Below are 22,313 nucleotides of genomic sequence, written 5' to 3'. Positions count from 1 at the left end.
GAACTTAACGGTATTGCCTCTAAACTGGATTTGATGACCGGCTCCGGAACCACCCCGACCCCGGAACCGCGCGCCGACTCTGGCCTCTGGCGCGGCGGTGGTTTCCTCGCTGCCCTGGTGGCAATGGTGTGCTTGGTCGCTGGCTGCGGATCATCCACGCCGGCAGTGACGACGTGTATCGATTCCGTTCCGGGCGCGGGTGATCTTCGTGCTCGTCATCGCTATCCCGTGACGTGCCCGACCGCTTCTCCCGAGTTGACGGCCAAGGCGTCCCCGAGTGAGGAGGCCCCGGACGGACCGACTGACAAGGACGGTGCCGACGAGCCCGAGGACTCCGCCAGTCCCCAGACCGACGAATCGAGGCCCTCGATTCCCGGCCCAACTCCACGTCCCGCATCCCTGGCGGTGGGTGAGAAATCCTCGGCAGGCGCTGGAACCTATGTGCTGTGGATCAAGGCGGAGAATCACGTCTACCTCGTTGAGGACGGTGTGGTGAAGCGCGCGATGCTCACCACCGCGGAGCCGTGGAAAACCCCGGTCGGGGACTATGAGATCGAGTACAAGGTTCAACATGCCGCATCAACCGAGGATGGCATTCGCTGGTACATCCCCAATTTTCTGGCTTTCTATCAACGCCCGGGAGCGATCGGCCACATTGGCTTCCACCAGATTCCGTGGGACGAGAAGACTAAGAAACCTGCTCAGCCTGTCTACACCCTGGGCATGCCGGGGTACTCGAGTCACGGCTGCGCGAGGTTGGCTCCGAAGGACTCGGAGGCCCTCTACTCCTTCGCTCACGAGGGTACGAAGGTGAAGGTGCGGTGAGCCGTCGGCGCGACGAGGAGAACACCCTCGACCTGAGAGCGCGGCTGGGCCACGACGTCGATCAGGGCGATCCAGACACCCTGGGGTCGACGACCGAATCTGCCCGGGTCGGTAGGTCTGCCGGTGCTTTTGTCGCGGTAATGGCCATCACCGGACTGGTGTGGGGTCTCAGCCTGGCGATATGGGCCGTCACACCTGGGGCCAATGGCACCAGCGGAACGATGCCGGTACGCGGCTGGTTCGGCAGCCTCCTCGTCGGTCTGCTCTACGCGATGGGCGTGGCAGTGATCCTCATCATCCCAGTCGTCCTGCAGGCAGCTTTGCTGGGTGCACGGCTGGAGCAGCGGAGGAGCCAGCGTCTTGCAGGTGGAATCGTCGGGGGAGCGACGGTCCTCCTGGGGGCAGCCGGTCTTTTCGCCTTGATACCGATGCTCTCAGCGGTGGCCGAGGTGACGTGGCCTGCCCTCCTGGTAGCGATCGGGCTGGGGGTCTGGTGGGGGCCGTGGGCCATAGAAGGGCACCGTTCGCGACGAGGTCGTGACGGCAGCGGTGGCCTACAGTGTGAGTCATGACACAGAACACCCCTGTCGTTCCCACCCCTCCCAAGGCCCTGACGATCTCTGCTTGGATCGCGGTCGCGTCCGTGATCATTCAGGCTGCGTTGGCCTGTTTCATGCTCTCCGGTGTTCACGGGCTCGGCGACGTGCACATGGGATTTGGAATTCTGACCTTGGTGGCCGCCATCGTGGCTGCGGTCCTCGCCGTCATGTGGAAGCGTCGCGGTGGGGCCTCGTCGATCGTTGGTCACGCGGTTGGTATGGCGGTGCTGATCCTTGTCCAGTACGGCCTCGGCGAGATGAGCAGCGGCGGTGCGGTCAAGTGGATCCACGTGATCCTGGGTGTCGTCATCGTCGTCGGGCTGCTCGCTCTGCCCCAGTCGATCGCCAAGTCTTCCCGGAAGTGACGCAGGCTGGCGTCAGCAGGTTATTCTCGCCGTCGAGGCCCCGGTGACAGCCATCAGGTCTGATGGTGACAATTCCACCGACAGCCCGCGACGCCCGCCTGACACCAGCACTCGCGGCTGCTCCATCACCGATTCATCGATGCACGTGGGCAGCCGCTTTTTCTGTCCAAGTGGCGAAATCCCCCCGACGATGTACCCCGTTGAGCGCTCGGCTGCCGCGGGGTCGGCCATGGCGGCTTTTTTCGCACCCATCGCGGATGCGAAGGCCTTGAGGTTGAGCTGGCCACTCACGGGGACGACGGCAACGGCGAGTTTTCCCGAGGGAGTGAGTTCGACGACCAAGGTCTTGAGCATGATGGCCGGGTCGAAGCCGAGCTTTGCTGCTCCCTCCTCGCCGAAGTGGTGGTTCGCAGGGTCGTGGTCATAGCTGTGCAGAACATGAGCCACCTTGGCCTTGACAAGGGCTTTGGTCGCGGGCGAGGCCGAGTCGGAGGCGGGCATCACTCCTCGAATCCGGCCCACACCCGCAACCGGTGGGTCATCTCGTCGTCCTGGGGAGCCGGGCGGCCGTCAATGCTCAGGATGGGGACGACGCCACGAATGGACGACAGCAGCCAGACCCCTTGGGAGCGCAGCACCTCGTCGCGCTTCATGAGACGGGTGGAAGTCTCGACCCCGTCGTCGTCAGCGGCTTCGAAGACGGTATTGACGGTGATGGAGCTGAGGATCCCAGTTGCGCCGGTGGGGGTTGTCCACAGTCCGTCGGCAGCCTCGACGACCAACCCAGAGGTGGCCCCTTCAAGCAGATAGCCCTCGGTCGAGGTGAAGATGACGTCGTCAGCGCCCTGGGACTTGGCATGACGCAGTGCCGCGACGTTGACGGCATAGGACAGGGTCTTGACACCGCCGAGAAGCCACGGTGCATCGGCGAAGGATTCGCTGGTGACCCCACGCGAAAGGCACAGCACGTCGATCCCTTCCCGCTCTTCCTTGTGGGTTTCGGAGAGGGGAACGATGATGAGGAACCCTCGTGGAGGTCCCGGGACCACCTCGCGACCGGTGGTGTAGACGAGTTTGAGGGCGGCCTCTCCGGGGATGCGCCAGCTGCGCGCAGCGTCCTCGATGAGGTGATTCCACGAGTCCATGTCGGGCGAGGGTCCGTCCACGCCGGAAATTGATCGAGCGAAGCGGGAAAGGTGTTCTTCGAGATGATCAATTCGGGACGTTCCATCCTGGGCGGTCACGATACGAGTCGTGTCGAAAACTCCGTCCCCACGTAGCAGTCCGAGATCGTCTCCATGGCACACCATGGTCGAGGGCGGTACGACCCCTTCGCCGAGTATGGCTAGTAGATATGGAACACTTGAACTCATGCGTTCAGCCTAGTTGAGTGGAAGTTGGGTGGTCACAGAGGTTGCCCTTCGCGACCACAGGAATGTCACGTATGGTTGGGCGTCGATATTCAGCCAGTTTGGCTGATGTCATATTACTAACGGACTGGGAGATCATTAATGACGGAGTCGTATCGCTCGTCGCAGACACGTCAGACCTACCATCACGGCCATCTGCGTGAGGCCCTTGTGGAAGAGGGCTTGGAGATGGCTCGCAGTGGTGGCGCCGAGGCGGTCGTGCTCCGTGAAGCGACTCGCCGAGCTGGCGTGTCACCCAACGCGGCGTACCGTCACTTCACGAACCGCGAGGCCCTTCTCGATGAGGTGGGCTTGGCGGCTGCCGACCAGATCGGCCGTAGGATGCGTGAAGCTGTGGCTGAAGCTCAGCCTGAAGACGATGAAGCTGAAGCAGTTGCCCAGCTGGTGGCTGCGTGCCGCGCGTACCTTGATTTCGCCCTGGCAGAGCCGGGATTTTTCGACGTCGCATACCGCATTTCGGATGCCGGCCTCGACATGATCGAAACGGATCGGTCGAAGGCACCGAATTTGCCCGACTCGGTCATCAGAGATGTTCTCGCCGACCCCGACATCAAGCTCTCGGAGCGAGTCGATGTGCGCGACCTCGCCATCCTGCTGTGGTCGTTGCTTCACGGGTTTGCCTCGCTGTCGACCTCCGGTCCGTTGCGTGGTGAGAAGGCCTCCGAGCGAGCCGAGAACGTCCTCAACATCATTCGTGCCTCCCTACGTGGTGCGATTGCTCGAGCCTGATGGCTCGAGCGAGTCGCAATACGGATTTCCAGGCTGAGACCGGGTATCGCCAGATCCTGAATCTGGCGATACCCGCTTTCTTGTCCTTGGTGGCTGAGCCGCTATTTCTCGTCGCGGATTCTGCGGTCGTCGGGCACCTGGGCACTGCCCAGTTGGCCGGCCTCGGTGTTGCGTCGGCAGCCCTGACGACGTTCACGGGTCTCTTCGTTTTCCTCGCCTATGCGACGACGGCCACCTCCTCGCGCCGGATGGGAGCGGGGGACCGCCATGGTGCGGCTCAGACCGGTGTTGACGGACTCTGGCTGTCCCTCATCATCGGAATCCTCGTCGCGATCATGCTGGTGGTCATTCCGACGACGGTTGCCGGGTGGTTCGGTGCCAGCGGCGTGGTCGCTGAACAGGCCGGACGGTATCTGCGCATTACTGGTTTTGGTGTGCCCGCCATGCTCGCAACGATGGCCGTCACCGGGGTACTGCGAGGATTCCAGGACACCCGGACGCCCCTGGTCGTCACCGTCATCACCTTCAGCCTCAACCTGGTGCTCAACCTGTGGTTCGTGCTCGGAATGGGTTGGGGGATCGAGGGATCAGCAATTGGCACCCTGATCTGCCAGATTGCCATGGCGGTGGCCCTGGTATGGGTGTTGTGGAGACGTACTCACGGTCTCGACCTGAGCCTCGTGCCTCATTGGGGCGGTATCGCCTCGAGCCTGCGCGATGGCATCCCGCTGCTCATTCGTACCCTCGCGCTGCGGGCTGCTCTCTACGTGACGACGTGGGTGGCGGCACGAGCGGGAGCTATCACCATGGCTGCCTACCAGGTGACGATGACGATCTGGAACCTGCTCCTCATGACGATGGACGCCCTCGGTATCGCTGGTCAGGCCCTGACGGGAGCGAGTTTGGGAGCTGGCGACATTCGCCGCACACGGTTGTTGACCGGCACCATGACTCGGTGGGGAGTGTGGGCCGGAGTTGTCATTGGGGCGCTTCTGGCGGCATCCCATCAGTTGGTTCCCGCCATCTACACGAATGATCCGGCAGTTCACCGGGCGGTGGCGGCTGGTCTTCTCGTCGTGGCCGTTGAGCAGGTCATCGCCGGGCCGGCTTTCATTCTCGACGGAGTGCTCATCGGAGCAGGTGACGGCCGCTGGTTGTCGAGAGCCCAGGTGGTGATGTTCCTGGTGTATCTGCCGATGGCATGGGCGGTTCATCTTTGGGCGCCAGCTGACCCGGCTGCTGCGGTCGTCTGGTTGTGGATCGCCTTTGGTGGGTTCATGGCCGTGCGCTGCGGGATTCTGGCCTGGCGGGCTCACGGGGATGCCTGGATGCGGACCGGGGCCTGAGCGAGCCTCGATTGGCTCGTTGGTCCGAGGTCGACGGGCTTCGGACCAGCCTCCCCACGCGACGGAACGGCTCAATCGAACCGAACCTGCTGGGCCCCAGGAACCGAGTCGTACCTCTCAGGAGCACTGGTGAGCACCACGATCTGACTCGTTCGAGCCCCTTGGGCAACCTCGGTGAGGATGTGCCTGACCCTCACTGGGTCCGAGTAGACCAAGGCATCGTCAAGGATTACGGGAACTCCGTCATCGGGGTCAATGAGGCGGGCCGCGGCCAGTCGGACCACCAGTCCCAGCTGTTCCCGGGCTCCCGATGACAGCTGATCCCACTCCAGGCGTGCGCCCCTCAGTTGGCGAGCCACCACCGTCAGAGTGGAGTCGATCTCGACGTGGAGGTCTTGACCAAACACGGCCCTGCCGATCCGGTCGATCTCGCTGGTGAACGGGGCCACGTAGGACTGACGCACTTGGTCGAGGTGACGGCTGAGGGTTTCGTACAGCAGCCTCGTCGATCGTGCTCGGCTTTCCAGCCCGGCGACACGTCGGGAGAGCTGGTGTTTCTTGCTGGCCAAGGTGTCGACGTCGGCCTGGCGTTCCTGGCGGCCCAGGCCAAGCAGCTGGCCCTTGAGCTCCAACTGACGGTCGGTGTCCTCCTTGAGACGAGAGGTTGCCTTGCTGAGGGCCAGCTGGCTTCCCTCTGCCTCGGCATGGACCTGGTCGGGGTTGCGTTCGGCAAGGGCAGCTGCGGCGCGTTCGGCGTCGGCCTTTGCGACGCGATCCTCCTCCTCGGCGATCGTGAGAGCCTCGGCCAGGTCGCCGTCCGGGATGGCCTCCCGTGCGGTGGCAAGCTCCTCGACGAGTCGGGCGACGGCCTTGGCCGCGCTGTCGAGGTCGATATTGGCGCGGAACGCCTTCTCATGGGTCTCGCCGCGACGTTTGTCCACCGCTTTGAGGCGGGCCTGGGCCTGGCGTTCAGAGTTGCGCGCTTCGTTGGCCTTGGCGACGGCGTCGTCCTCCAGCTTCTGGGCCTCTGCGGCCGTGAGGGTAACTTCCTCGCTGGCTTGATCGGCGAGCGCCTCGAGCTCCTGGATGGTGTTCTCGCCCTGCTCGCGCTCCAGCTGCTCTTTCCAGGAAGCGAGGTTCGACTGGAGGACCTTGCGCTCGGCCATGCGGGCCTCGGCCTGTTCCAGGCTGGCCACGCCGAGCTCCGCGAAGAGGGACACGACCGCTTGGTGCGCCGTCTCCGCGTCGCGTGCCAGGTTCATGACCTCGGAGGTGGGGGAGATTCTCAGTCGCCACGCATCGCCCATCTCCATGACGAGCTCACCGTCGATGCTGCGCTGGCTCGTCTGGCCGACAGGCAGATCAAGTGTGGCGCCGTCGATCCGTAGGGGATCTCCCTCGTCCCGATGCTCGATGATGAGCTGGGTGCTGGCCAGCGCCGCTGCTTCCTTGGCGATGGCGTCGGTTTTGGCGGCTTCCTTGAGTTTGGTCAGCAGCTGGCTCGTCACCTTCTCGGATTCGAGACGTTGCTGTCCGTCGGAGAGGCGCTCCCTGAGCTCGATGACGCGGTCCAGTTGCTTGCGCGCCTTTGCGGCCTCCTCACCGGCTCGTACAGCGGCGAGGGTACGTCGTGCTCCCTCCTCCGCAGTCTCGGCCTCGGCGACCTTGGACGCGGCGTCGTCGAGGGCGCTCTGGGTCTCCGCGAGTTCAGCGGCTAGCGCTCGGTCCTTCTCGGCATTCTCGACGGCCACCTGCTTGCACTGTTCATGCCTCTCGCGAGCCTCGGTGAGGCTCTCAACGAGTTTGACTCGCACCCCGTGAGCGGATGTGGCCTCGGCGTGATGCTGCGCCGCCTCCTTGGCAACGCGACTGGTGGTCTCAACCTCCTTCTCCAGCTCGGTGAGACTGTCGAGAGCAGCTTTGGTCTGCTGACACTCGGCCATCTTCGATGCCACGACGTCGTGGTCGTGGCTGATCTGCTCATTGATCCGAGTGAGAGCCTCGACGACCTCGTCAACCTCCTTGAGACGTGTCGAAGCCTCGTCGAGTGCATGGCTGACGGCCTCCAGCTGCTCCCGTTCCTGGAAAGCTCCCTTCCGTTCCTTGCCGGTGGTGGGTTGGTAGTACACCTCGTACTCGGCACGCACTCGGTCCATGAGACCGCCGATCGAACCCTCGTCGGGTTTCTGACTGCCTGTCTGCTCGAGCGCTGCTGTCAGAGCCTTGGAGGAGTCCAACCGCAGTGGCGACAGACTGCTGGCCTGCATGAGTCGCAGGGCATTCCACAGCGTCATGTCCGCTCCGGCCAGCAGGGTTTCCATCGTTTCGACGGCCTCGTCCCCGGTGACGATCTGTCCGGCCCGCGGACCTGAGATGAACCTCAACCAGGATTCCTTGTCCCTGAGGAAGCTCTTGCGGTGGGCAAAACGATGCTCACCGATCGTCATCTCGGCCTCGACGACCACCGGAAGTGAGGTTCCGTAGCGCTGGGCCTGTCGAACCTCCTGTGCCCGGGAGGAAGCCTTGTACTTGGTGCCGAGGACGAGGTCCAACGCTTCAACCATTGAGGTCTTTCCGACCTCGTTGGGGCCAGTCGCGACGACGATTCCAGTATCGGGCAGTTCAAGGGTGCGGTTCTCGATGGCCTTGAAGTTCTCGACGTGGATGCGATGCAGCTTCATCGTGTCACCTCCGCAGCGCGTGTCGACGGGTTCTTCGCGTTCACGAGCCGGTGCAGGAGGGTCAGGGCTGAGACGGCGTCCTCATTGGTGGCACACATGGCCGACAATTCCTCAGCAGCATCCCTCACCCAGCTCGGTAGGTCGGCATCGGCCAGGCTGGCGTCGTCTTCGACGACCGTGAGATCGTGGCGGTTCTCACTAGGCTCCAAACTGGCGAAGACCGTCTCGTGGTCGGCGATGATCTCGTCGAGCTCGGCCTTCTGGGAGATGGTGAGCTGGCCGTGCAGGTCATAGCGGATGATGGTGCGGTCCCGGTGATCGAAGGAATTGAACCGGTCCCTCAGAGCTTCCAGATCTGCCTCGCCTGCGACCTCCTGACTGACTCGCGCGTGCAACCAGGTGCCAACCTTGATCGTCTTGCAGGTGAGCGGGTCGTCGAGGTCTACGACGACTGCGGTGCCGACGGTGTCCTCGTTGAAGCTCGTCGTCTCCTGGGTGCCGCTGTAGCGAATTGCAGCGTGGTCATCGCCGACCGGCCATGCGATGTGGCGGTCTCCCAGAGCGACGTAGGTCAATGCGCCACGGGCAGTGGCATCGTCCAGGGGAGCCCGCGAGATGAGAGCCTCCCGGGTGTCACCGGACAATCCCTCCAGCTGGCCGTGGCCAACCAGGATGCGAGGGGTCTGAGTGGGCTCCAGGCTGGTGGCGAGTTCTGCCAGCGGATCCGTCGATGGATGCCGAGTTGTCAGGGGAGCGGCGACGATCTTCGCGATGACGGAGCCATTGGCGTCAGTGACGTCGACTTCTGACCGGTCACGCAGGACGCAGACATTGTCAGGGCAGCGACGGGTGAATTCCGTTCCATCCCACAGACATCCGGGCTCAAGGCTGTCGTGGTTTCCCGGTAGTAGATAAACAGGCAAGCCAATGGAGGCCATCGCCTCACAGCTGCGGGCGATGATTTGAGCAGAAACGTTCTGGGTCTCGAAGACGTCGCCGGCTACGACGACGAAATCGCACTCTTCCTGCCGGGCGACCTCGCCCAGCCTGCGCACCGTCTCGATGCGATCGGCAGTGAATCGTGCCTGCGGGTCATCATCGCCCCGCTTGGACAGGTAGTGCCGAGTCATCCCCAGCTGCCAGTCCGAGGTATGGAGGAATCTCGTCATGGCAACACGATAGGAGACGACCTGGACACTTCTGTGCGACGAATGTTCTGGCTTGTCAGGTGAGGATTTAGTGGAGTTCTGGCAATCAGTTCTGCTTGACAGCGTTGATGTCAGTCATGTGATTCTCCTTGTCCTCCATATGCTCCGGTTGATATGGCAACTCTCATGACACGAGAAAGGTGATACGTCAACACGGGACACTTTCGGTAGGCCCAAGGGTGCCTACCGGGCTCCTATACTCAGGAATGAAGGAGGCACAGTGACAGAGGATCGCACCGTTTGGCTGGATGACCACCAACAGCGGGTTTGGCGCCTGTGGTTGGAGGTGACGACCGCTCTGCCAGCCGTGCTCAATCGTCAACTGTCGCGCGACTCACAGCTGTCCGTGCAGGACTTTGAGGTCCTCGTCCGGCTGTCGGAGACCGACGACGAGGAGATGAGAGTCGTCGCACTGTCTGAGCACATGGGATGGGAACGGTCGAGGCTGTCCCATCACCTCACTCGTATGGAGAAGCGCGGTCTCGTCGAGCGTCGCATCTGCTGCTCCGACGGCCGAGGAGCCATCATCCACCTCACCGATCAGGGGAGGACAGCGCTGCAGCAGGCCGCTCCAGGTCATGCGGCCTTGGTGCGTCGGGTTGTCTTCGGTGGTTTGGATCATGGTCATCTCAACGACCTGGAGACCATTCTCAGCCGCATCTGCGACGGCCTCATCGAGGAGGAGAGGAACCAGCTGGCCGACCCCGAATGACCGCAGCAGATGTGTCGAGTCAGTCGTGCCCCGTCCCACCTACGGAAACAGCAATCTCCAGACAGTCGACCCGGCCTTAACATCAGCCCCACCCACACGTAGGTGAGGAGCGACCATGGCCACACAGATGACGGGCGTCACGCGGACGCCCACGGGCCCCGCAGAAGGCAAGCCCCGGATGAAGGGCCGTCATCTCGTGATGATGAGCCTGGGATCGGCTATCGGGACCGGGCTCTTCGTTGGCTCTGGCAAGGGGGTTGCGGCGGCCGGTCCGGCCACCTTGATGGCGTACGTCGTCGCCGGTCTGCTCGTGATCGCCATCATGTACATGCTCGGCGAGATGGTTGCGGCCCATCCCGATTCCGGTGCCTTCTCGGTCTACACCTCGCGAGCCATGGGCCCGGCCGCCGGATTCGCAATGGGCTGGGTCTGGTGGATCGAGTTGGTCATCGTCGTCGCGGCCGAGGCGATCGCAGCGGCGTCAACCCTCGTCGCGATGTGGCCGGTAGCACCGGTGTGGCTACTCACACTCATCTTCCTGGTCGTCCTGACGGCCGTCAACCTGCTCGGGGTCGACCGATTCGGGGAGTTTGAGTTCTGGTTCGCCCTGTTCAAGGTGGCCGCAGTCCTCGTGTTCCTCGTCGTCGGCGTACTGCTCATCTGTGGCGTATTGGCAGCCCCCGCGGCCGGAGCGTCCAACCTCGTCGGACACGGTGGATTCATGCCCAATGGGTGGTCCGGTGTCGCGGCCGCCCTCCTCATGGTGACCTTCAGCTTCGGTGGCATCGAGATCATGGCCGTGGCCGCCGCGGAGACCGAGGACCCGGCGCGCAATGTTTCCCGCGCGGTGCGGACCATCGTCTGGCGAATCCTGCTCTTCTACATGGGATCGGTGGCCGTCATGGTCATCGCAGTTCCCTGGGACGACCCCAAACTCGGCACCTCCCCCTTCGTCGCCGTGCTTGATCGCGCCGGTATCCCAGCTGCTTCCGAGATCATGACCCTGGTCATCGTGCTCGCCCTGCTCAGCTCCCTCAACGCCAACCTCTACGGCGCAGCCCGAATGCTCGGCTCCCTGGCTGAGCGAGGCATGGCTCCCCGCGCCGCGATGCGAACGAGGGGACGTTCGGTGCCTGCAACGGCCGTACTCGCCAGTGTGCTCTTCGGATTCTGCTGCGTGCTGGCGACCTTCAAGTGGGGTGACACCGTGCTCGACACCCTGCTCAACATCGTCGGCTCAACGATCATCGTCACCTACTTCTTCACCATTTGTTCCCAGTACGTGCTGCGTCGTCGGGTCGAGCGCGAGGGCACTCCGTTGCCGATGCGAATCAAGGGATTCCCAGTGGTGTCCTGGGTCTCGATGATTCTGTTGGCGGGCATCGTCGTGCTGGGGATGTTCGCTCCCGACGTGCGCGCCCAATTGCTGTCAACGGGGGCTCTCGTCGTCGTGCTGTACCTCGTCGGAATCGCCTGGTCGCGCCATGATGGACGCAGCCCGTTCCGCCCCACGACTGACTGAGATCAGACTGGCGTGCCGAGAACCGGCTTCTACGGCAGGGTGGTCGTCTTTCCGTCGGTTTTCTTGGTCGCCGGCTTCTTGATGGACGGCTTCGGGCTGGCCGCCTCGTCCTCGGACCTGGCTTCGGCCGGCTTCGTGACACGACCCATGGCGTGGACACGACGACCCTCCAGACGGTCCTTGAGCTGGGAGGTGTAGATCGAGGTGTCTCCGACGACCCGTCCAGCCACGGCGACGGCGATCATGCCGGGGGCCAGCATCGACAGGTTTCCGGTCATCTCGCCAACCATGAGAAGCATGCCGAGCGGGGCGTGGGCCACCGATCCGAAGCAGGCAATCATGCCGACGATGACGAAGCTCATCGGGGAGGAGGGAATGCCCGGAAGCCCCTCGAGAAGACGCCACAGCGCAGCTCCGGTAGCGCCGCCGATGACCATGCCGGGGCCGAAGACGCCACCCGAACCGCCTGAGCCGATCGACAGGGTCGTCGAGAGGACCTTGGCGAACGGGATGGCCAGCACCATGAGCAGGGGCATACGCATGAGGTTGTCGGCGAACATCTCCTGTTGTACCGATCCGTAACCGGTTCCCAGAGCAGCCGGAATGACCAGGCCGAGTAGGCCGACGCCGAGGCCACCGATGGCCGGGACGAGCCAGCCGGGAACCTTCTTGAGTCGGTCGAAGAACTTGGTGCCGCCGTAGAAGACGTTGACGTAGAACTTGCCCATGAGACCGGCAGCCAGACCGAGCAGGACGTACCAGATGAGCTGTAGGGGCTGGGAGAACTGCACCCCACTCAGCGATCCGAAGATTGGCTCGAATCCGTAGACCGATCCGAAGACGACGAAGGCGACGATCGAGGACACTAGGGACGGCATGATCGCGTCGGACTCCATGTCGTCGCGATAGAGCAGCTCAGCACCCAGCAGGGCGCCACCCAGAGGAGCGCGGAAGATCGCTCCGATACCCGAAGCGGTTGCTGCCGAGACGGCGATGCGGGCGTCCGGTGTGGCGATCTTGAGCTTCTTGCACAGCGAGGAGATGGCGGTCGCACTGATCTGGGCGGTGGGGCCCTCACGTCCACCAGAGCCTCCGGAACCGATCATGAGCGACGAGGCGATGATCTTGATGACCGCGACCTTGCCCCTGAGCGCCGTCGGGTCGTGATGGACAGCGTGAATGGCGTTGTCAGTGCCGTGGCCCTTGGCAGTGGGAGCGACGAAGTACACCAGGATGCTCGAGACCAGCGCGCCACCGGTGACGACCAGTGGGATGGCCCAGGGCCGGGTGAGGCCGGTTCCCGGATTACCGTCTCCCTCACCGAGGGTGCCCGGCGGGGTGTATCCGCCCAAGGTCTCCAGCAAGTAGTGGGTGCCGGTTTCCAGGCAGAAGAAGAAGATGATGGCACCGATGCCCGAGACGATGCCGATGACCGTGCCCATGAGCAGCCATCGGTTGAGGGAGTCTCGGAAGGCCTTGGGCCGGTGCGGGACGAGGGCACGGCGCAGACGTCTCAGACGCTTGGCCCACGCGGCCCGTGCCTCGGGATGGACGGCGGTCTCGGTCATTGCTGGCTGGAGTCCTCTGCACAGGAGCGGTTGGAAGTGGGAGTGCCGTGGCCACTGGCCTCGGCGGCGCGGGTGAACAGGGTGAACCCGGTGACGACGGTCTCGATCTCTCCCGGCTCCAGCTGGCTGAGCAGGTCAATGAGCTGACGTCGACGATGTTCGTTGACGTCTTGCACCAGCTTCGAGCCACGTGGGGTGAGGGAGAGCACGTTGGCGCGACGGTCATCAGGGTCGGGGGAGCGGTCGATGAGGTTCTTGGCGACGAGGCGTTCGACCATCCGCGCGATGGTCGAGGAGTGGACCTCCAGGTCGCGAGCCAGGTCGACCCCGCGTGTCACCCCTGCGTCGATGAGAACGAGAAGTCGGTACTGGGGGGCACTGACGTCCTCGGCAAGCTCGGCGAGGGACCGGGCCGCGACGTCGACGAGGGCCCATGACGCCTGCAGTGCCTTCTCGACATCGGCATGGTTGGGGTTCAGCCCCTCCGATTTCGTTGCACCCTGCGACATCTGCACAGCGGAATTGTTGCACACTGCATCAATTTGTGCGACGCCCTGTTTCGATGGGTCGTGTTCACCTACAGTGATGCCATGGCTCGCATCATCGTCACCGCACCGCAGCTCATGTCCGTTGTCAACGAGGAACTCCCCGGTCACGAGATCGTGGGCGGCGACCATTTCATGGATCGCCAGGAAATCGCCGACCAGATCGTCACCGCCGACGCACTCCTGACCAGCTTGTCCGACCCCCTCGACGCCGAGATGATCGGGAAGGGTGAGAAACTCAGGGTCATCGGACAGTGCGCCGCAGGGTTCAACAACATTGACCTTGACGCCGCCAGGCAAGCCGGAGTGGTCGTGACCTCAACCCCAGGTGTCCTCCATGAGGCCACTGCTGATCTTGCGTTCACCCTGCTGCTCGAGGTCACCCGCCGCACCGGCGAGGCGGAGCGTTGGGTGCGTGCCGGCAAGGCCTGGCGTTACGACCACACCTTCATGTTGGGCGCTGGTCTGCAAGGAGCCACCCTCGGCATCATCGGCCTGGGACAGATCGGCGAGGCGATGGCCCGACGCGCTGCTGCATTTGGCATGAACGTCATCTACAACGCCCGTCACGAGAAGGATGTCGCAGCGATCGACGCCGTCAATCCGAACACCCAGCCGACTCGTCGTGTCGAGCTCGACGAGCTCCTCGCCGCCTCTGACGCCGTCTCCCTGCACTGCCCGCTCACCGACCAGACCCGCCATGTCATCAATGCTGACGCCCTGGCCACCATGAAGGAGACCGCCTACCTCGTCAACACCGCACGTGGTGCCTGTGTCGACGAAGCTGCTCTCGTCCAGGCTCTCAAGGCTGGGTCGATCGCCGGTGCCGGCCTGGACGTGTTCGAGGACGAGCCGACGATCACTGGGGGTCTGATGACGATGGAGAACGTTGTGTTGTTGCCGCACATCGGATCAGCTGCCCTGCCGACCCGTGAGGTCATGAGCCGGCTGGCTGCGCGCAACATCGCAAAGGTGCTGTCGGGGGAGTCGGCCGAGACTCCGGTGGAGTGACCCGTTCGCTCACAGCGTTGCGGCAGCAAGCCCGATTTTCGGCGGCAGGACCCTGCTGTCGGGAGACCTGGCCCAACTCTGTCCCGTGACAGCGAGGAGACCACGTGATGACGCGGTAGGAATTGTCCCAAGGTGAGGATGGGTGGTTATTCACACAATTGTCCTTCTTGTCTTTCTGCTATTTAAACAAGTTATTTTTTGCCTAAATTGCGACGCTGGAGGCGAGGTGTAATCGGGTGAAAACCGCGCCATGAAGCCGTTTGCACGTCCGTTCCCAAGAGTCTGCGCGAACATGCACAAAAGCCGGTTCTGGTGGTTGTGGCCCATTGTTTTCCCTAACCTTGAGAAGTACCTGGCAACGGTGGCGGGGCACCGAGAACCCCTTGCGCCACACCCCACATGCCGGATGGTTTCGAAGGGAGCATTCAATGAGGACCATGGACGCAGACGTCGTCGTCATCGGTGGCGGTGCCACCGGTGCGGGCGTCGTGCGGGACGTCGCGATGCGTGGATACCGCGCCGTTCTGTTGGACAAGGCCGACCTCGGCCAAGGGACGACCGGTCGGTACCACGGCCTGCTCCACTCCGGTGGCCGTTACGTCGTGTCTGATCCCGGGTCGGCGACGGAGTGCGCCGAGGAGAACGCAATTGTCACTCGCATCCACGCCGACGCCGTGGAGAAGACCGGTGGACTCTTCGTGGTCACCCCGGAGGACGACCTGGAGTTCTCCGATCAGTGGATCGAGGGTGCCAGAAAGTCGAAGGTTCCCTTCGAGGAGATCTCCACTGCTGAGGCGCTGCGCCGCGAGCCCCGCGTGAACCCCGGCATCAAGCGTGCCTTCGCCGTTCAGGACGGTTCGGTCGACGGCTGGCAGATGGTCTGGGGAGCTGCTCACTCTGCCATCGAGTACGGCGCCAAGGTGATGACCTACACCGCCGTCACCGAGATCATCCGTGAGGGAGACCAGATCACCGCGGTCGTCGCACACGACCTCAAGCACGACGAGCAGATCCGCATCGACTGCAAATTCGTCATCAACACCGCCGGCCCGTGGGCCGGACGTATTGCCGAGCTCGTCGGCTGTCACGACGTCGATGTCGTCCCCGGCCGCGGCATCATGATCGCCATGAATCACCGTCTGGTGAACACGGTTGTCAACCGCTGCATCTACCCGACTGACGGCGACATCCTCGTACCGGTGCACACCGTGTCGATCATCGGCACCACTGACGTCAAGGCTGACGATCCAGAGCGTCTGTCCATCCCGCGCAACGAGGTGCAGCAGATGCTCGACTCCGGCGAGGCCCTGGTCCCCGGATTCCGCGAGGCCCGTGCCGTGCACGCCTGGGCCGGTGCCCGCCCGCTGTTCAAGGACAAGCGAGTTGCCGCTACCGATACCCGTCACATGTCCCGCGGTATGAGCATCCTCGACCACGGTTCCCGCGACGGTGTCAATGGCATCGTGTCGATCATTGGTGGCAAGCTCACCACCTACCGTCTGATGGCCCAGAACGTCGTCGACGTCATGTGTGAGCAGCTTGGTGACGACCGCCCCTGCCGTACCGCCGAGGAGGCCGTACCCGGTTCGACCGTCGGCAAGAACTACCTCATCACCCATCGTCTGGGTGAGAACGAGGAGCGTCGCGCCAGCACCGGCCTGGTTCGCGGTGGCGATCCCGAAGCCGTCCCGATGTCCGAGAAGCTCGACGACCAGATCATCTGTGAGTGTGAGCTGATGAGCCGCAAGATGTTCACCGACTTGCTGGCCGAGCAGCCCGACGCCACCTTCGACGACCTGCGTCGTCAGCTGCGTCTGGGCATGGGCCCCTGCCAGGGCGGCTTCTGCTCGATGCGCGCCACCGGCGTTGCCGTCGAGGAGGGTAACATCGACGCCGAGCGCGCCACCGGCCTGCTGCGTCTGTTCCTCAAGAACCGTTGGATTGGCCTGTGGCCGATCCTCTACGGCGAGCAGGTTCGTCAGACTGTCCTCGACGACTGGATCTTCCAGGGCACCTTCGACGTCGAGCACCTTCCCACCCCGCAGCAGGAGGTCGAGCTGTGAGCACCGCAACCGTTACCACCTCATCGCCGACCTCCGACCGCTTCAAGGCGCCGCACGTCGTCGTTGTCGGATCGGGCCTGGCCGGCCTGATCACCGCCCTGCGTCTTCGCCGTGGTGGCGCCCGTGTGACCCTCGTCACCAAGGGTGTCGGCGGCCTGCAGCTGGGCCAGGGCACCATTGACGTCCTCGGTTACACCCCTGAGCGCGTCGAGAAGCCTTACGAGGCCGTCAAGAAGTACGCCTCCGAGCACCCCGAGCACCCCTACGCCAAGATCGGCGTGGAGGCTGTCAAGGAGGGCATCGACTTCCTGCGGGAGGTCGTCGGTGAGTCCTTCCTGGTCGGCGACGCCGAGTCGACGATCAATTTGCCGACCGCTGTTGGCGCGATCCGTCCCACCGCCCTGGTCCCGCCGTCGATGATCAACGGCAACCTCAAGGACGGCGACAAGGTCGTCGTCATCGGTCTGGCCCAGTACAAGGACTTCCACGCAGGCCTCATCGCCCAGAACATCGATCGCACCGAGCTGCCCGGCGGTGGCCACGCCTCCGCCCGCGCCGTCGTCGTCGACTTCGAGCCCCGCAAGGGTGAGTATGACGCCACCGGCCTGAACATGGCGCGCTCCCTCGACAACGCTCGTGCCCGTCGGGTGCTGGCCGAGGGCGTCAAGGGATTCGTCAACCCCGGTGAGATCGTCGCCCTGCCGGCTGTCCTCGGCATCGACAACCACGCCGAGGTTCTTGCTGATTTCAGCAAGATCCTCGGAGCCAAGGTGTTCGAGATCGCGTCCCTGCCGCCCTGCGTGCCAGGCATGCGTCTCAACAACAAGCTCGTCGTGACCGCCAAGAACGAGCGCGTCGATTACGTGCTCGGCTCCAAGGTCACCGGTTGCAAGGTCGTCGACGGCAAGGTCGTTTCCGTGCATGTCGGCACTGCCGGCGCCGGCAAGGACATCAAGGCGGACGCCGTCGTCCTCGCTGGTGGTGGCTTCGAGTCCGGAGCCCTCAAGCTCGACTCCCACGGCAAGCTGCACGAGACCATCCTCGACCTCCCGGTCACCATGCCGGAGGGCGTCGAGGAGGAGGGCCTGGTCCACGGCGACTACTGGGGTTCCCCGCAGCCGCTCTTCTTGTGTGGCGTCGAGGTGGACGAGAACATGCTCGTCACCTACCAGGGCAAGCCCGTCCATTCCAATGTCTACGCTTCCGGTGGCGTGATCGCCGGCGCCACCAGGTGGCAGGAGAAGTCGGGTGAGGGCATCGCCCTCGGCTCGGCCATCAAGGCCGCCGATGCCATCCTGTCGTCGGTCGGGGCAGCTGCTGCGACCAAGGAAAGGAACTGATCATGGGTGTTATCGAGGAGACATTCGCCGGACACGAGGTCTCGCGCCAGTCGCTCGACGCCTGCGTCAAGTGCACGATCTGCGAGACGATGTGCCCGGTCGCCAAGGCCACCCCGCTCTACACCGGTCCGAAGTACAACGGCCCGCAGGGTGAGCGTTACCGTGACGGAGCGTCCGTTGACCACTCCCTGGAGTGGTGCAACTTCTGCGGCATCTGCACCCTGCACTGTCCGCAGGGCGTGAAGATCGCGGAGCTCAACGAGCAGGCCGCCATGAAGATGAAGCACCAGAATGGTGTTCCGCTGCGTGACCGCCTCATCCCGCTGACCACCCTTGAGGGACGCGTGCTGTCCCCGATCGCTCCGCTGGCCAACTGGGGCCTTAAGCAGAAGCCGATCCGTATCGCTGTCGAGAAGATCATCAAGGTCCATCGCGACGCCCCGATGCCGATCGCTCAGACCGAGACCCTCAGCAAGTGGATGCGCCACCACAAGCCGGCCAAGCCGGCCACCAAGGGTCCGATCGTCTTCTTCCAGGGCTGTGCCGGTGGCTACTTCGAGACCGAGACCTCCAAGAAGTCCATCGAGGTGCTCGAGCACCTGGGCTACGAGGTCCTCGTCCCGAAGCAGGGCTGCTGTGGTCTGGCGAAGCAGTCGAACGGCCTGTTCGAGGGTGCCACCAAGGACATCCTCAACCTGTGCGACAAGATCATCAGCCTCGGCAAGGGACTGACGATCGTGTCCTCGTCGGGTTCCTGCGTCGGCATGATGAAGCACGAGGCCCACGAGATCATGGGTGTTGACGATCCTCGTCTGCACGACGTGTCGGTGCGCTCCCGGGACTTCTCGGAGTTCCTCATGGACGAGTACCGCAATGGTGAGCTCGATGCCTCGCAGTTCCGTCCGATCGACATCACGGTTCCTTACCACCAGCCCTGCCAGGTCAAGAGCCAGGGCATGGGATTCCCGGCCGTGCAGCTCATGGAGCTCATCCCGGGTGTCAAGGTGCTGGAGTCCAACGAGCCGTGCTGTGGCATCGCCGGTACTTACGGTCTGAAGGCCGAGCGCTACGAGGTTGCTCAGAAGATCGGTGCAGGTGTGTTCAAGCACATGCAGGATCACAACGAGGGCATCGGCGTCTGCGACACCGAGACCTGCCGTTGGCAGATCTCGAAGTCCTCGGGAGTCAAGATCGTCCATCCGGTGTGGCTGCTTCACCATTCCCTCGGACTGTCGGACAACCTGCTCGACTGATCGAGACCTACTGAGTCGGACCGCTCTTCGATGGCGTGGGGCTCAGTTTCGCCGGACCTCCTGTGATCCGGAGTCGGCCGGGACCTGCTGTGGGGGCGGGTCCCGGCCTTTTACGTGCTCGTGGTGGTGACCTTGGTGTTTGGGATCGTGACTGGCGCGCTTCGTGCCCCTGGTGGGGCCGGTGTCCTTGACCCGCGTTTATACCCTGTGTCGAAAATTCCCGGCTCACGAAGGGTTCCATCACTCCAGTGATGAGGCCCCCGGTGGGTCGGGATTTTTGTCATCGTGACCGAGGACCGTGGGCTCGGGGTGGCCGACGGGCCCCGATCGCGGTAAGCCGCAGGCGGATTCCTACTTCCGAGGCCCAGAAACAGTGGGGTCCTCGGGGATCCACCACCGCCAGGGGGCGTCGACATTTCTGCTGATCCCCACCCGGGGGCCTTGACGAAATTCGACGGGGTGGTCCGCGGGTTGGAGCCGCCAGCCGGACGTCGATGTGGCGTCGGGGTCGATGAGTTCCACCGGATCCCCCGACTCCTCGAGGGTTGCTCCCAGGGCCGAGCCCATATTTCCCGGTCCGCAGGCGAGACGGTTCTCGGGGACCCCTCCGCGGCGAAGGCGAGCATCTTCCTCGCCGGCGATCACTCGTCCGCCGCGCAGCAGGACCGCCGAGGCCACACCGTCGGGGGAGCAGACGAGGTTCACGCAGCGATGCATACCATAGGACAGGTACACGTAGACGTGTGAAGGCGGTCCAAACATCACGCGGGCGCGTGGAGTCGGTCCACGGAAGGCATGGGACGCGGGATCGTCGAGCCCCGTGTACGCCTCGACCTCAGTGAGACGAACTGCCACCGGTCCGTGCCAGATCGTCGCCCCGAGGAGCAGCGGGGCAACGTCGGTGGCTGGGGCCGAGAGGTCGATCACTCCTTGGTGTCGCACAGGAAGTGGCAGGCGGTGCACGTGGCAGCAGTCACAGTGATGACGGCGGGCCATGCGCCGATCTTCTTCGCCAACCCGTGGGAGGCGCCAAAGGCACCCAGATAGGTCGCCCCCAGAACGCCGGCGATCGTCGGACCGCTCTTGGCGAGCCAGGTGCGTCCGGCCCAGCTACCGGCAGTTGCGAGCACCACTCCGCCGAGTCCTCGGACGCCGGTGGCGCGGGCGGTAAGCCAGCCTCCGACCAGTCCCAGGCAGGCGACCTCGGCGGTGTTGACGTCTTCAGCCTTGTTTAACTTCATAACCCGAGTCTAGGTACCGAACCGGGCGGTGCCACCCAGATGAAGATGAGAATGATATCCATCAAAATAGTTGTATATATAAATCTCCTGATATACAGTCGTGGACATGAGCAAGGACGTGGAATCGGGGGAATTCGACCCCGTCGTTCGGCTGTTCTCCGCCTTGGCGAATCCGATTCGGGCACGGATCGTCAATCGCCTCACTGATGGTGAGGCATCGGTTGGAGAACTGTCGGAGATCGTCGGCGTCAAGCAGCCGCTGGTCTCCCACCACCTCAAGGTGTTGCGAAGCGCGCATCTCGTATCTGCGCGTAAGGACGGGCAGAAAGCCATGTACTCGCTCATTGACGACCATGTGGCGTCCATCTTTCTGGACGCCTTCAACCACATGAAGGAGCACGACCATGACTGTCACCACTGAGCATCGTCCCGCTGAGACCCACCACCACACCCACGGCCCGAACTGCGGCCACGAGGCTGTCATCCACCACGATCACGTGGACTACATTCATGGCGGCCATGCTCACCATGAGCACGACGGCCACTACGACGAGTGCATCACCTGTCAGTGTGGTCACTGCGACGATTCCTGTGCCAACTGCACTTGTGAGGATTGCACCTGCCCGACCTGCGATCACAAGACGTGCGAGTGTGGCCATTGCAGCGATTCCTGCGCCAACTGCACCTGCGAGGATTGCACCTGCCCGACCTGTCAGCACGCTGCCTGAGTTCTTTTTCTCCAGTTACGCAAGTCAACTGAACCCCCGGTGAGCCGGGGGTTCAGTTGTGTTCTGAGCCATATGCAACGGTGCGAGTGACTCTCGCGGAGCGTCAGAGGGTGATGACGACCTTGCCGATCATGCCGCCGGACTCGACGATCTCGGTGGCCTCGCGGACGTGCTGAGCCGTCAGTCCCTCGATGTGGCGGGTCATCGTCGGGCGGATCTGGCCGTTCTCCACCAGCTGTGCGATACGAGCGAGAGCCTGGCCCTGCTTGGCGACGTCCGCGGTGCCGAACTGCGGACGGGTGAACATCGACTCGCTGGCCACCGACAGCGATTTCGGCTTGAAGGCCATGAGGTCGAAGGAATCGGTGCCGTCAATCATGACGAGGTGGCCGAAGGGGGCCATGATCTCGGCCAGGGCCGATGCCGGCGGCGTATAGGCCGACAGGATGCCGTCGAAACCGTCGATCCCGAGGTCCTTGACCTGCGGGGCCAGAGGCTCGCGGTGGTCGATGATCCCAGTGGCGCCCATGTCCTGACACCACTGGGCGGTTTCAGGACGCGAGGAGGTCGCGACGACCGGTCCGCTGGTGATGGCGCGGGCCAGCTGGATGGCCACGGACCCGACCCCGCCGGCCCCACCGATCATGAGAAAAGCCTTGTCGCTGCGCTGGTCAAGGGTCCCCAGGCCAATGTGATCGACGAGGGCCTCCCAGGACGTCAAGGAGGTCAGCGGCAGGGAGGCAGCCTCGGCGATCGTCAGGGACGACGGGCGCTTCGCGACGATCCGCGCATCCACCAGGGTGAACTGGGAGTAGGTGCCTGGAAGGTCTCGGTTCCCGGAGTGCCACACCTCGTCACCGACGGCGAAGTCGTGGACCTCGGAACCGACGGCACGCACGACGGAAGCGGCGTCGAAACCGAGCACCAGGGGCGTCGACGGGGTGCCAGCCCCCTTGCGCAGCTTGACGTCAATGGGGTTGACGGAGATCGCCTGCACCTCGACGAGGAGGTCGTGCGGGCCCGGTTCGGGCACCGGCAGGTCAATGTCAACGAAACACTCGGGATCGGTGACGGGGAGGGAGCGTGTGACGGCAACGGCATGCATGCTTTCCATGCCCCCACGGTAATGCCGAGCGGGTTGGCTGAG

Annotated in this window: 22 protein-coding genes; 13 read left to right on the top strand and 9 right to left on the bottom strand. The window is 63.7% G+C overall.

Annotated elements, in window-relative coordinates; genetic code table 11:
- Window positions 1-33 precede the first annotated feature (33 nt).
- Genes HMPREF9153_RS12690 through HMPREF9153_RS04595 form a run of 3 tightly spaced genes read left to right on the top strand, consistent with a single transcriptional unit; the run spans window position 34 to window position 1,789 of the window.
- Window positions 34-825 (top strand): L,D-transpeptidase, encoded by a 792-nt coding sequence (locus HMPREF9153_RS12690; RefSeq protein ID WP_023032096.1) that lies wholly within the window; start codon window positions 34-36, stop codon window positions 823-825.
- On the top strand, window positions 822-1,397 hold the full coding sequence (locus HMPREF9153_RS04600; protein ID WP_004809854.1) for a hypothetical protein: 576 nt from the start codon (window positions 822-824) through the stop codon (window positions 1,395-1,397). Before HMPREF9153_RS12690 ends, HMPREF9153_RS04600 begins: the two co-directional genes overlap by 4 nt.
- Window positions 1,394-1,789: a hypothetical protein gene (locus HMPREF9153_RS04595; RefSeq protein WP_004809852.1), complete on the top strand. Its 396-nt coding sequence runs from the start codon at window positions 1,394-1,396 to the stop codon at window positions 1,787-1,789. The genes HMPREF9153_RS04600 and HMPREF9153_RS04595 overlap by 4 nt, the downstream gene beginning before the upstream one ends.
- A gap of 12 nt (window positions 1,790-1,801) precedes the next feature.
- Here HMPREF9153_RS04595 and ybaK read toward each other — a convergent pair whose 3' ends face one another.
- Both ybaK and HMPREF9153_RS04585 read right to left on the bottom strand, forming a co-directional pair.
- Complete coding sequence (gene ybaK, locus HMPREF9153_RS04590) at window positions 1,802-2,290, bottom strand: Cys-tRNA(Pro) deacylase (protein WP_004809850.1); 489 nt, start codon at window positions 2,288-2,290, stop codon at window positions 1,802-1,804.
- Entirely contained in the window at window positions 2,290-3,162 is an 873-nt protein-coding gene (locus tag HMPREF9153_RS04585; protein ID WP_080564859.1) for an aminodeoxychorismate lyase, read from the bottom strand. Before HMPREF9153_RS04585 ends, ybaK begins: the two co-directional genes overlap by 1 nt.
- Before the next feature lie 138 nt (window positions 3,163-3,300).
- Here HMPREF9153_RS04585 and HMPREF9153_RS04580 point away from each other — a divergent pair, with 138 nt between their 5' ends.
- Both HMPREF9153_RS04580 and HMPREF9153_RS04575 read left to right on the top strand, forming a co-directional pair.
- Window positions 3,301-3,948, top strand: a complete 648-nt coding sequence (locus tag HMPREF9153_RS04580; RefSeq protein WP_004809847.1) for a TetR/AcrR family transcriptional regulator — start codon at window positions 3,301-3,303, stop codon at window positions 3,946-3,948.
- Window positions 3,948-5,294 (top strand): MATE family efflux transporter, encoded by a 1,347-nt coding sequence (locus HMPREF9153_RS04575; protein WP_004809845.1) that lies wholly within the window; start codon window positions 3,948-3,950, stop codon window positions 5,292-5,294. The genes HMPREF9153_RS04580 and HMPREF9153_RS04575 overlap by 1 nt, the downstream gene beginning before the upstream one ends.
- A 71-nt stretch (window positions 5,295-5,365) precedes the next feature.
- Here HMPREF9153_RS04575 and HMPREF9153_RS04570 read toward each other — a convergent pair whose 3' ends face one another.
- Complete coding sequence (locus HMPREF9153_RS04570; protein WP_004809843.1) at window positions 5,366-7,975, bottom strand: ATP-binding protein; 2,610 nt, start codon at window positions 7,973-7,975, stop codon at window positions 5,366-5,368.
- Entirely contained in the window at window positions 7,972-9,144 is a 1,173-nt protein-coding gene (locus HMPREF9153_RS04565; RefSeq protein WP_004809840.1) for a metallophosphoesterase family protein, read from the bottom strand. The genes HMPREF9153_RS04570 and HMPREF9153_RS04565 overlap by 4 nt, the downstream gene beginning before the upstream one ends.
- Window positions 9,145-9,403: 259 nt before the next feature.
- Here HMPREF9153_RS04565 and HMPREF9153_RS04560 point away from each other — a divergent pair, with 259 nt between their 5' ends.
- Together HMPREF9153_RS04560 and HMPREF9153_RS04555 are read left to right on the top strand one after the other, a co-directional pair.
- Window positions 9,404-9,895 carry a MarR family winged helix-turn-helix transcriptional regulator gene (locus HMPREF9153_RS04560; RefSeq protein ID WP_004809838.1) on the top strand — a complete coding sequence of 164 codons (492 nt, stop codon included), beginning with the start codon at window positions 9,404-9,406 and terminating at the stop codon, window positions 9,893-9,895.
- 115 nt (window positions 9,896-10,010) lie between these two features.
- The gene (locus tag HMPREF9153_RS04555; protein ID WP_004809837.1) at window positions 10,011-11,417 is read left to right on the top strand and encodes an amino acid permease; all 1,407 of its coding nucleotides are present in this window, start codon (window positions 10,011-10,013) and stop codon (window positions 11,415-11,417) included.
- 29 nt (window positions 11,418-11,446) lie between these two features.
- Here the strand turns inward: HMPREF9153_RS04555 and HMPREF9153_RS04550 are convergent, their stop codons facing one another.
- On the bottom strand, window positions 11,447-12,985 hold the full coding sequence (locus HMPREF9153_RS04550) for a chloride channel protein (RefSeq protein ID WP_004809835.1): 1,539 nt from the start codon (window positions 12,983-12,985) through the stop codon (window positions 11,447-11,449).
- Complete coding sequence (locus HMPREF9153_RS04545; protein ID WP_004809830.1) at window positions 12,982-13,500, bottom strand: MarR family winged helix-turn-helix transcriptional regulator; 519 nt, start codon at window positions 13,498-13,500, stop codon at window positions 12,982-12,984. Before HMPREF9153_RS04545 ends, HMPREF9153_RS04550 begins: the two co-directional genes overlap by 4 nt.
- A 75-nt stretch (window positions 13,501-13,575) precedes the next feature.
- Here HMPREF9153_RS04545 and HMPREF9153_RS04540 point away from each other — a divergent pair, with 75 nt between their 5' ends.
- The 4 genes from HMPREF9153_RS04540 (at window position 13,576) to HMPREF9153_RS04525 (ending at window position 19,197) form a co-directional block, all read left to right on the top strand.
- On the top strand, window positions 13,576-14,541 hold the full coding sequence (locus HMPREF9153_RS04540) for a 2-hydroxyacid dehydrogenase (protein WP_036902110.1): 966 nt from the start codon (window positions 13,576-13,578) through the stop codon (window positions 14,539-14,541).
- Window positions 14,542-14,969: 428 nt separating this feature from the next.
- The gene (gene glpA / locus HMPREF9153_RS04535; protein ID WP_004809824.1) at window positions 14,970-16,604 is read left to right on the top strand and encodes an anaerobic glycerol-3-phosphate dehydrogenase subunit GlpA; all 1,635 of its coding nucleotides are present in this window, start codon (window positions 14,970-14,972) and stop codon (window positions 16,602-16,604) included.
- The gene (gene glpB, locus HMPREF9153_RS04530; protein WP_004809823.1) at window positions 16,601-17,944 is read left to right on the top strand and encodes a glycerol-3-phosphate dehydrogenase subunit GlpB; all 1,344 of its coding nucleotides are present in this window, start codon (window positions 16,601-16,603) and stop codon (window positions 17,942-17,944) included. The genes glpA and glpB overlap by 4 nt, the downstream gene beginning before the upstream one ends.
- A 2-nt stretch (window positions 17,945-17,946) precedes the next feature.
- Window positions 17,947-19,197: an anaerobic glycerol-3-phosphate dehydrogenase subunit C gene (locus tag HMPREF9153_RS04525; RefSeq protein WP_004809821.1), complete on the top strand. Its 1,251-nt coding sequence runs from the start codon at window positions 17,947-17,949 to the stop codon at window positions 19,195-19,197.
- Window positions 19,198-19,548: 351 nt separating this feature from the next.
- Here HMPREF9153_RS04525 and HMPREF9153_RS04520 read toward each other — a convergent pair whose 3' ends face one another.
- The gene (locus tag HMPREF9153_RS04520; RefSeq protein ID WP_004809819.1) at window positions 19,549-20,124 is read right to left on the bottom strand and encodes a DNA-3-methyladenine glycosylase; all 576 of its coding nucleotides are present in this window, start codon (window positions 20,122-20,124) and stop codon (window positions 19,549-19,551) included.
- The gene (locus HMPREF9153_RS04515) at window positions 20,121-20,438 is read right to left on the bottom strand and encodes a hypothetical protein (protein ID WP_004809818.1); all 318 of its coding nucleotides are present in this window, start codon (window positions 20,436-20,438) and stop codon (window positions 20,121-20,123) included. Before HMPREF9153_RS04515 ends, HMPREF9153_RS04520 begins: the two co-directional genes overlap by 4 nt.
- A 106-nt stretch (window positions 20,439-20,544) precedes the next feature.
- Here HMPREF9153_RS04515 and HMPREF9153_RS04510 point away from each other — a divergent pair, with 106 nt between their 5' ends.
- Window positions 20,545-20,859, top strand: coding sequence for an ArsR/SmtB family transcription factor (locus HMPREF9153_RS04510; RefSeq protein ID WP_036901520.1), 315 nt, complete (start codon window positions 20,545-20,547; stop codon window positions 20,857-20,859).
- Complete coding sequence (locus HMPREF9153_RS04505; protein ID WP_021108079.1) at window positions 20,843-21,166, top strand: hypothetical protein; 324 nt, start codon at window positions 20,843-20,845, stop codon at window positions 21,164-21,166. Before HMPREF9153_RS04510 ends, HMPREF9153_RS04505 begins: the two co-directional genes overlap by 17 nt.
- A gap of 103 nt (window positions 21,167-21,269) precedes the next feature.
- On the opposite strand, the gene HMPREF9153_RS04500 is transcribed toward HMPREF9153_RS04505, so the two are convergent.
- On the bottom strand, window positions 21,270-22,280 hold the full coding sequence (locus HMPREF9153_RS04500) for a zinc-binding alcohol dehydrogenase family protein (protein WP_004809815.1): 1,011 nt from the start codon (window positions 22,278-22,280) through the stop codon (window positions 21,270-21,272).
- Between the last annotated feature and the right edge of the window lie 33 nt (window positions 22,281-22,313).

This window comes from Cutibacterium avidum ATCC 25577 (assembly GCF_000227295.1).
Lineage (GTDB): Bacteria > Actinomycetota > Actinomycetes > Propionibacteriales > Propionibacteriaceae > Cutibacterium > Cutibacterium avidum.
Note: the sequence above shows the minus strand (reverse complement) of the source record. Positions and strands in the feature narration are given on the sequence as shown.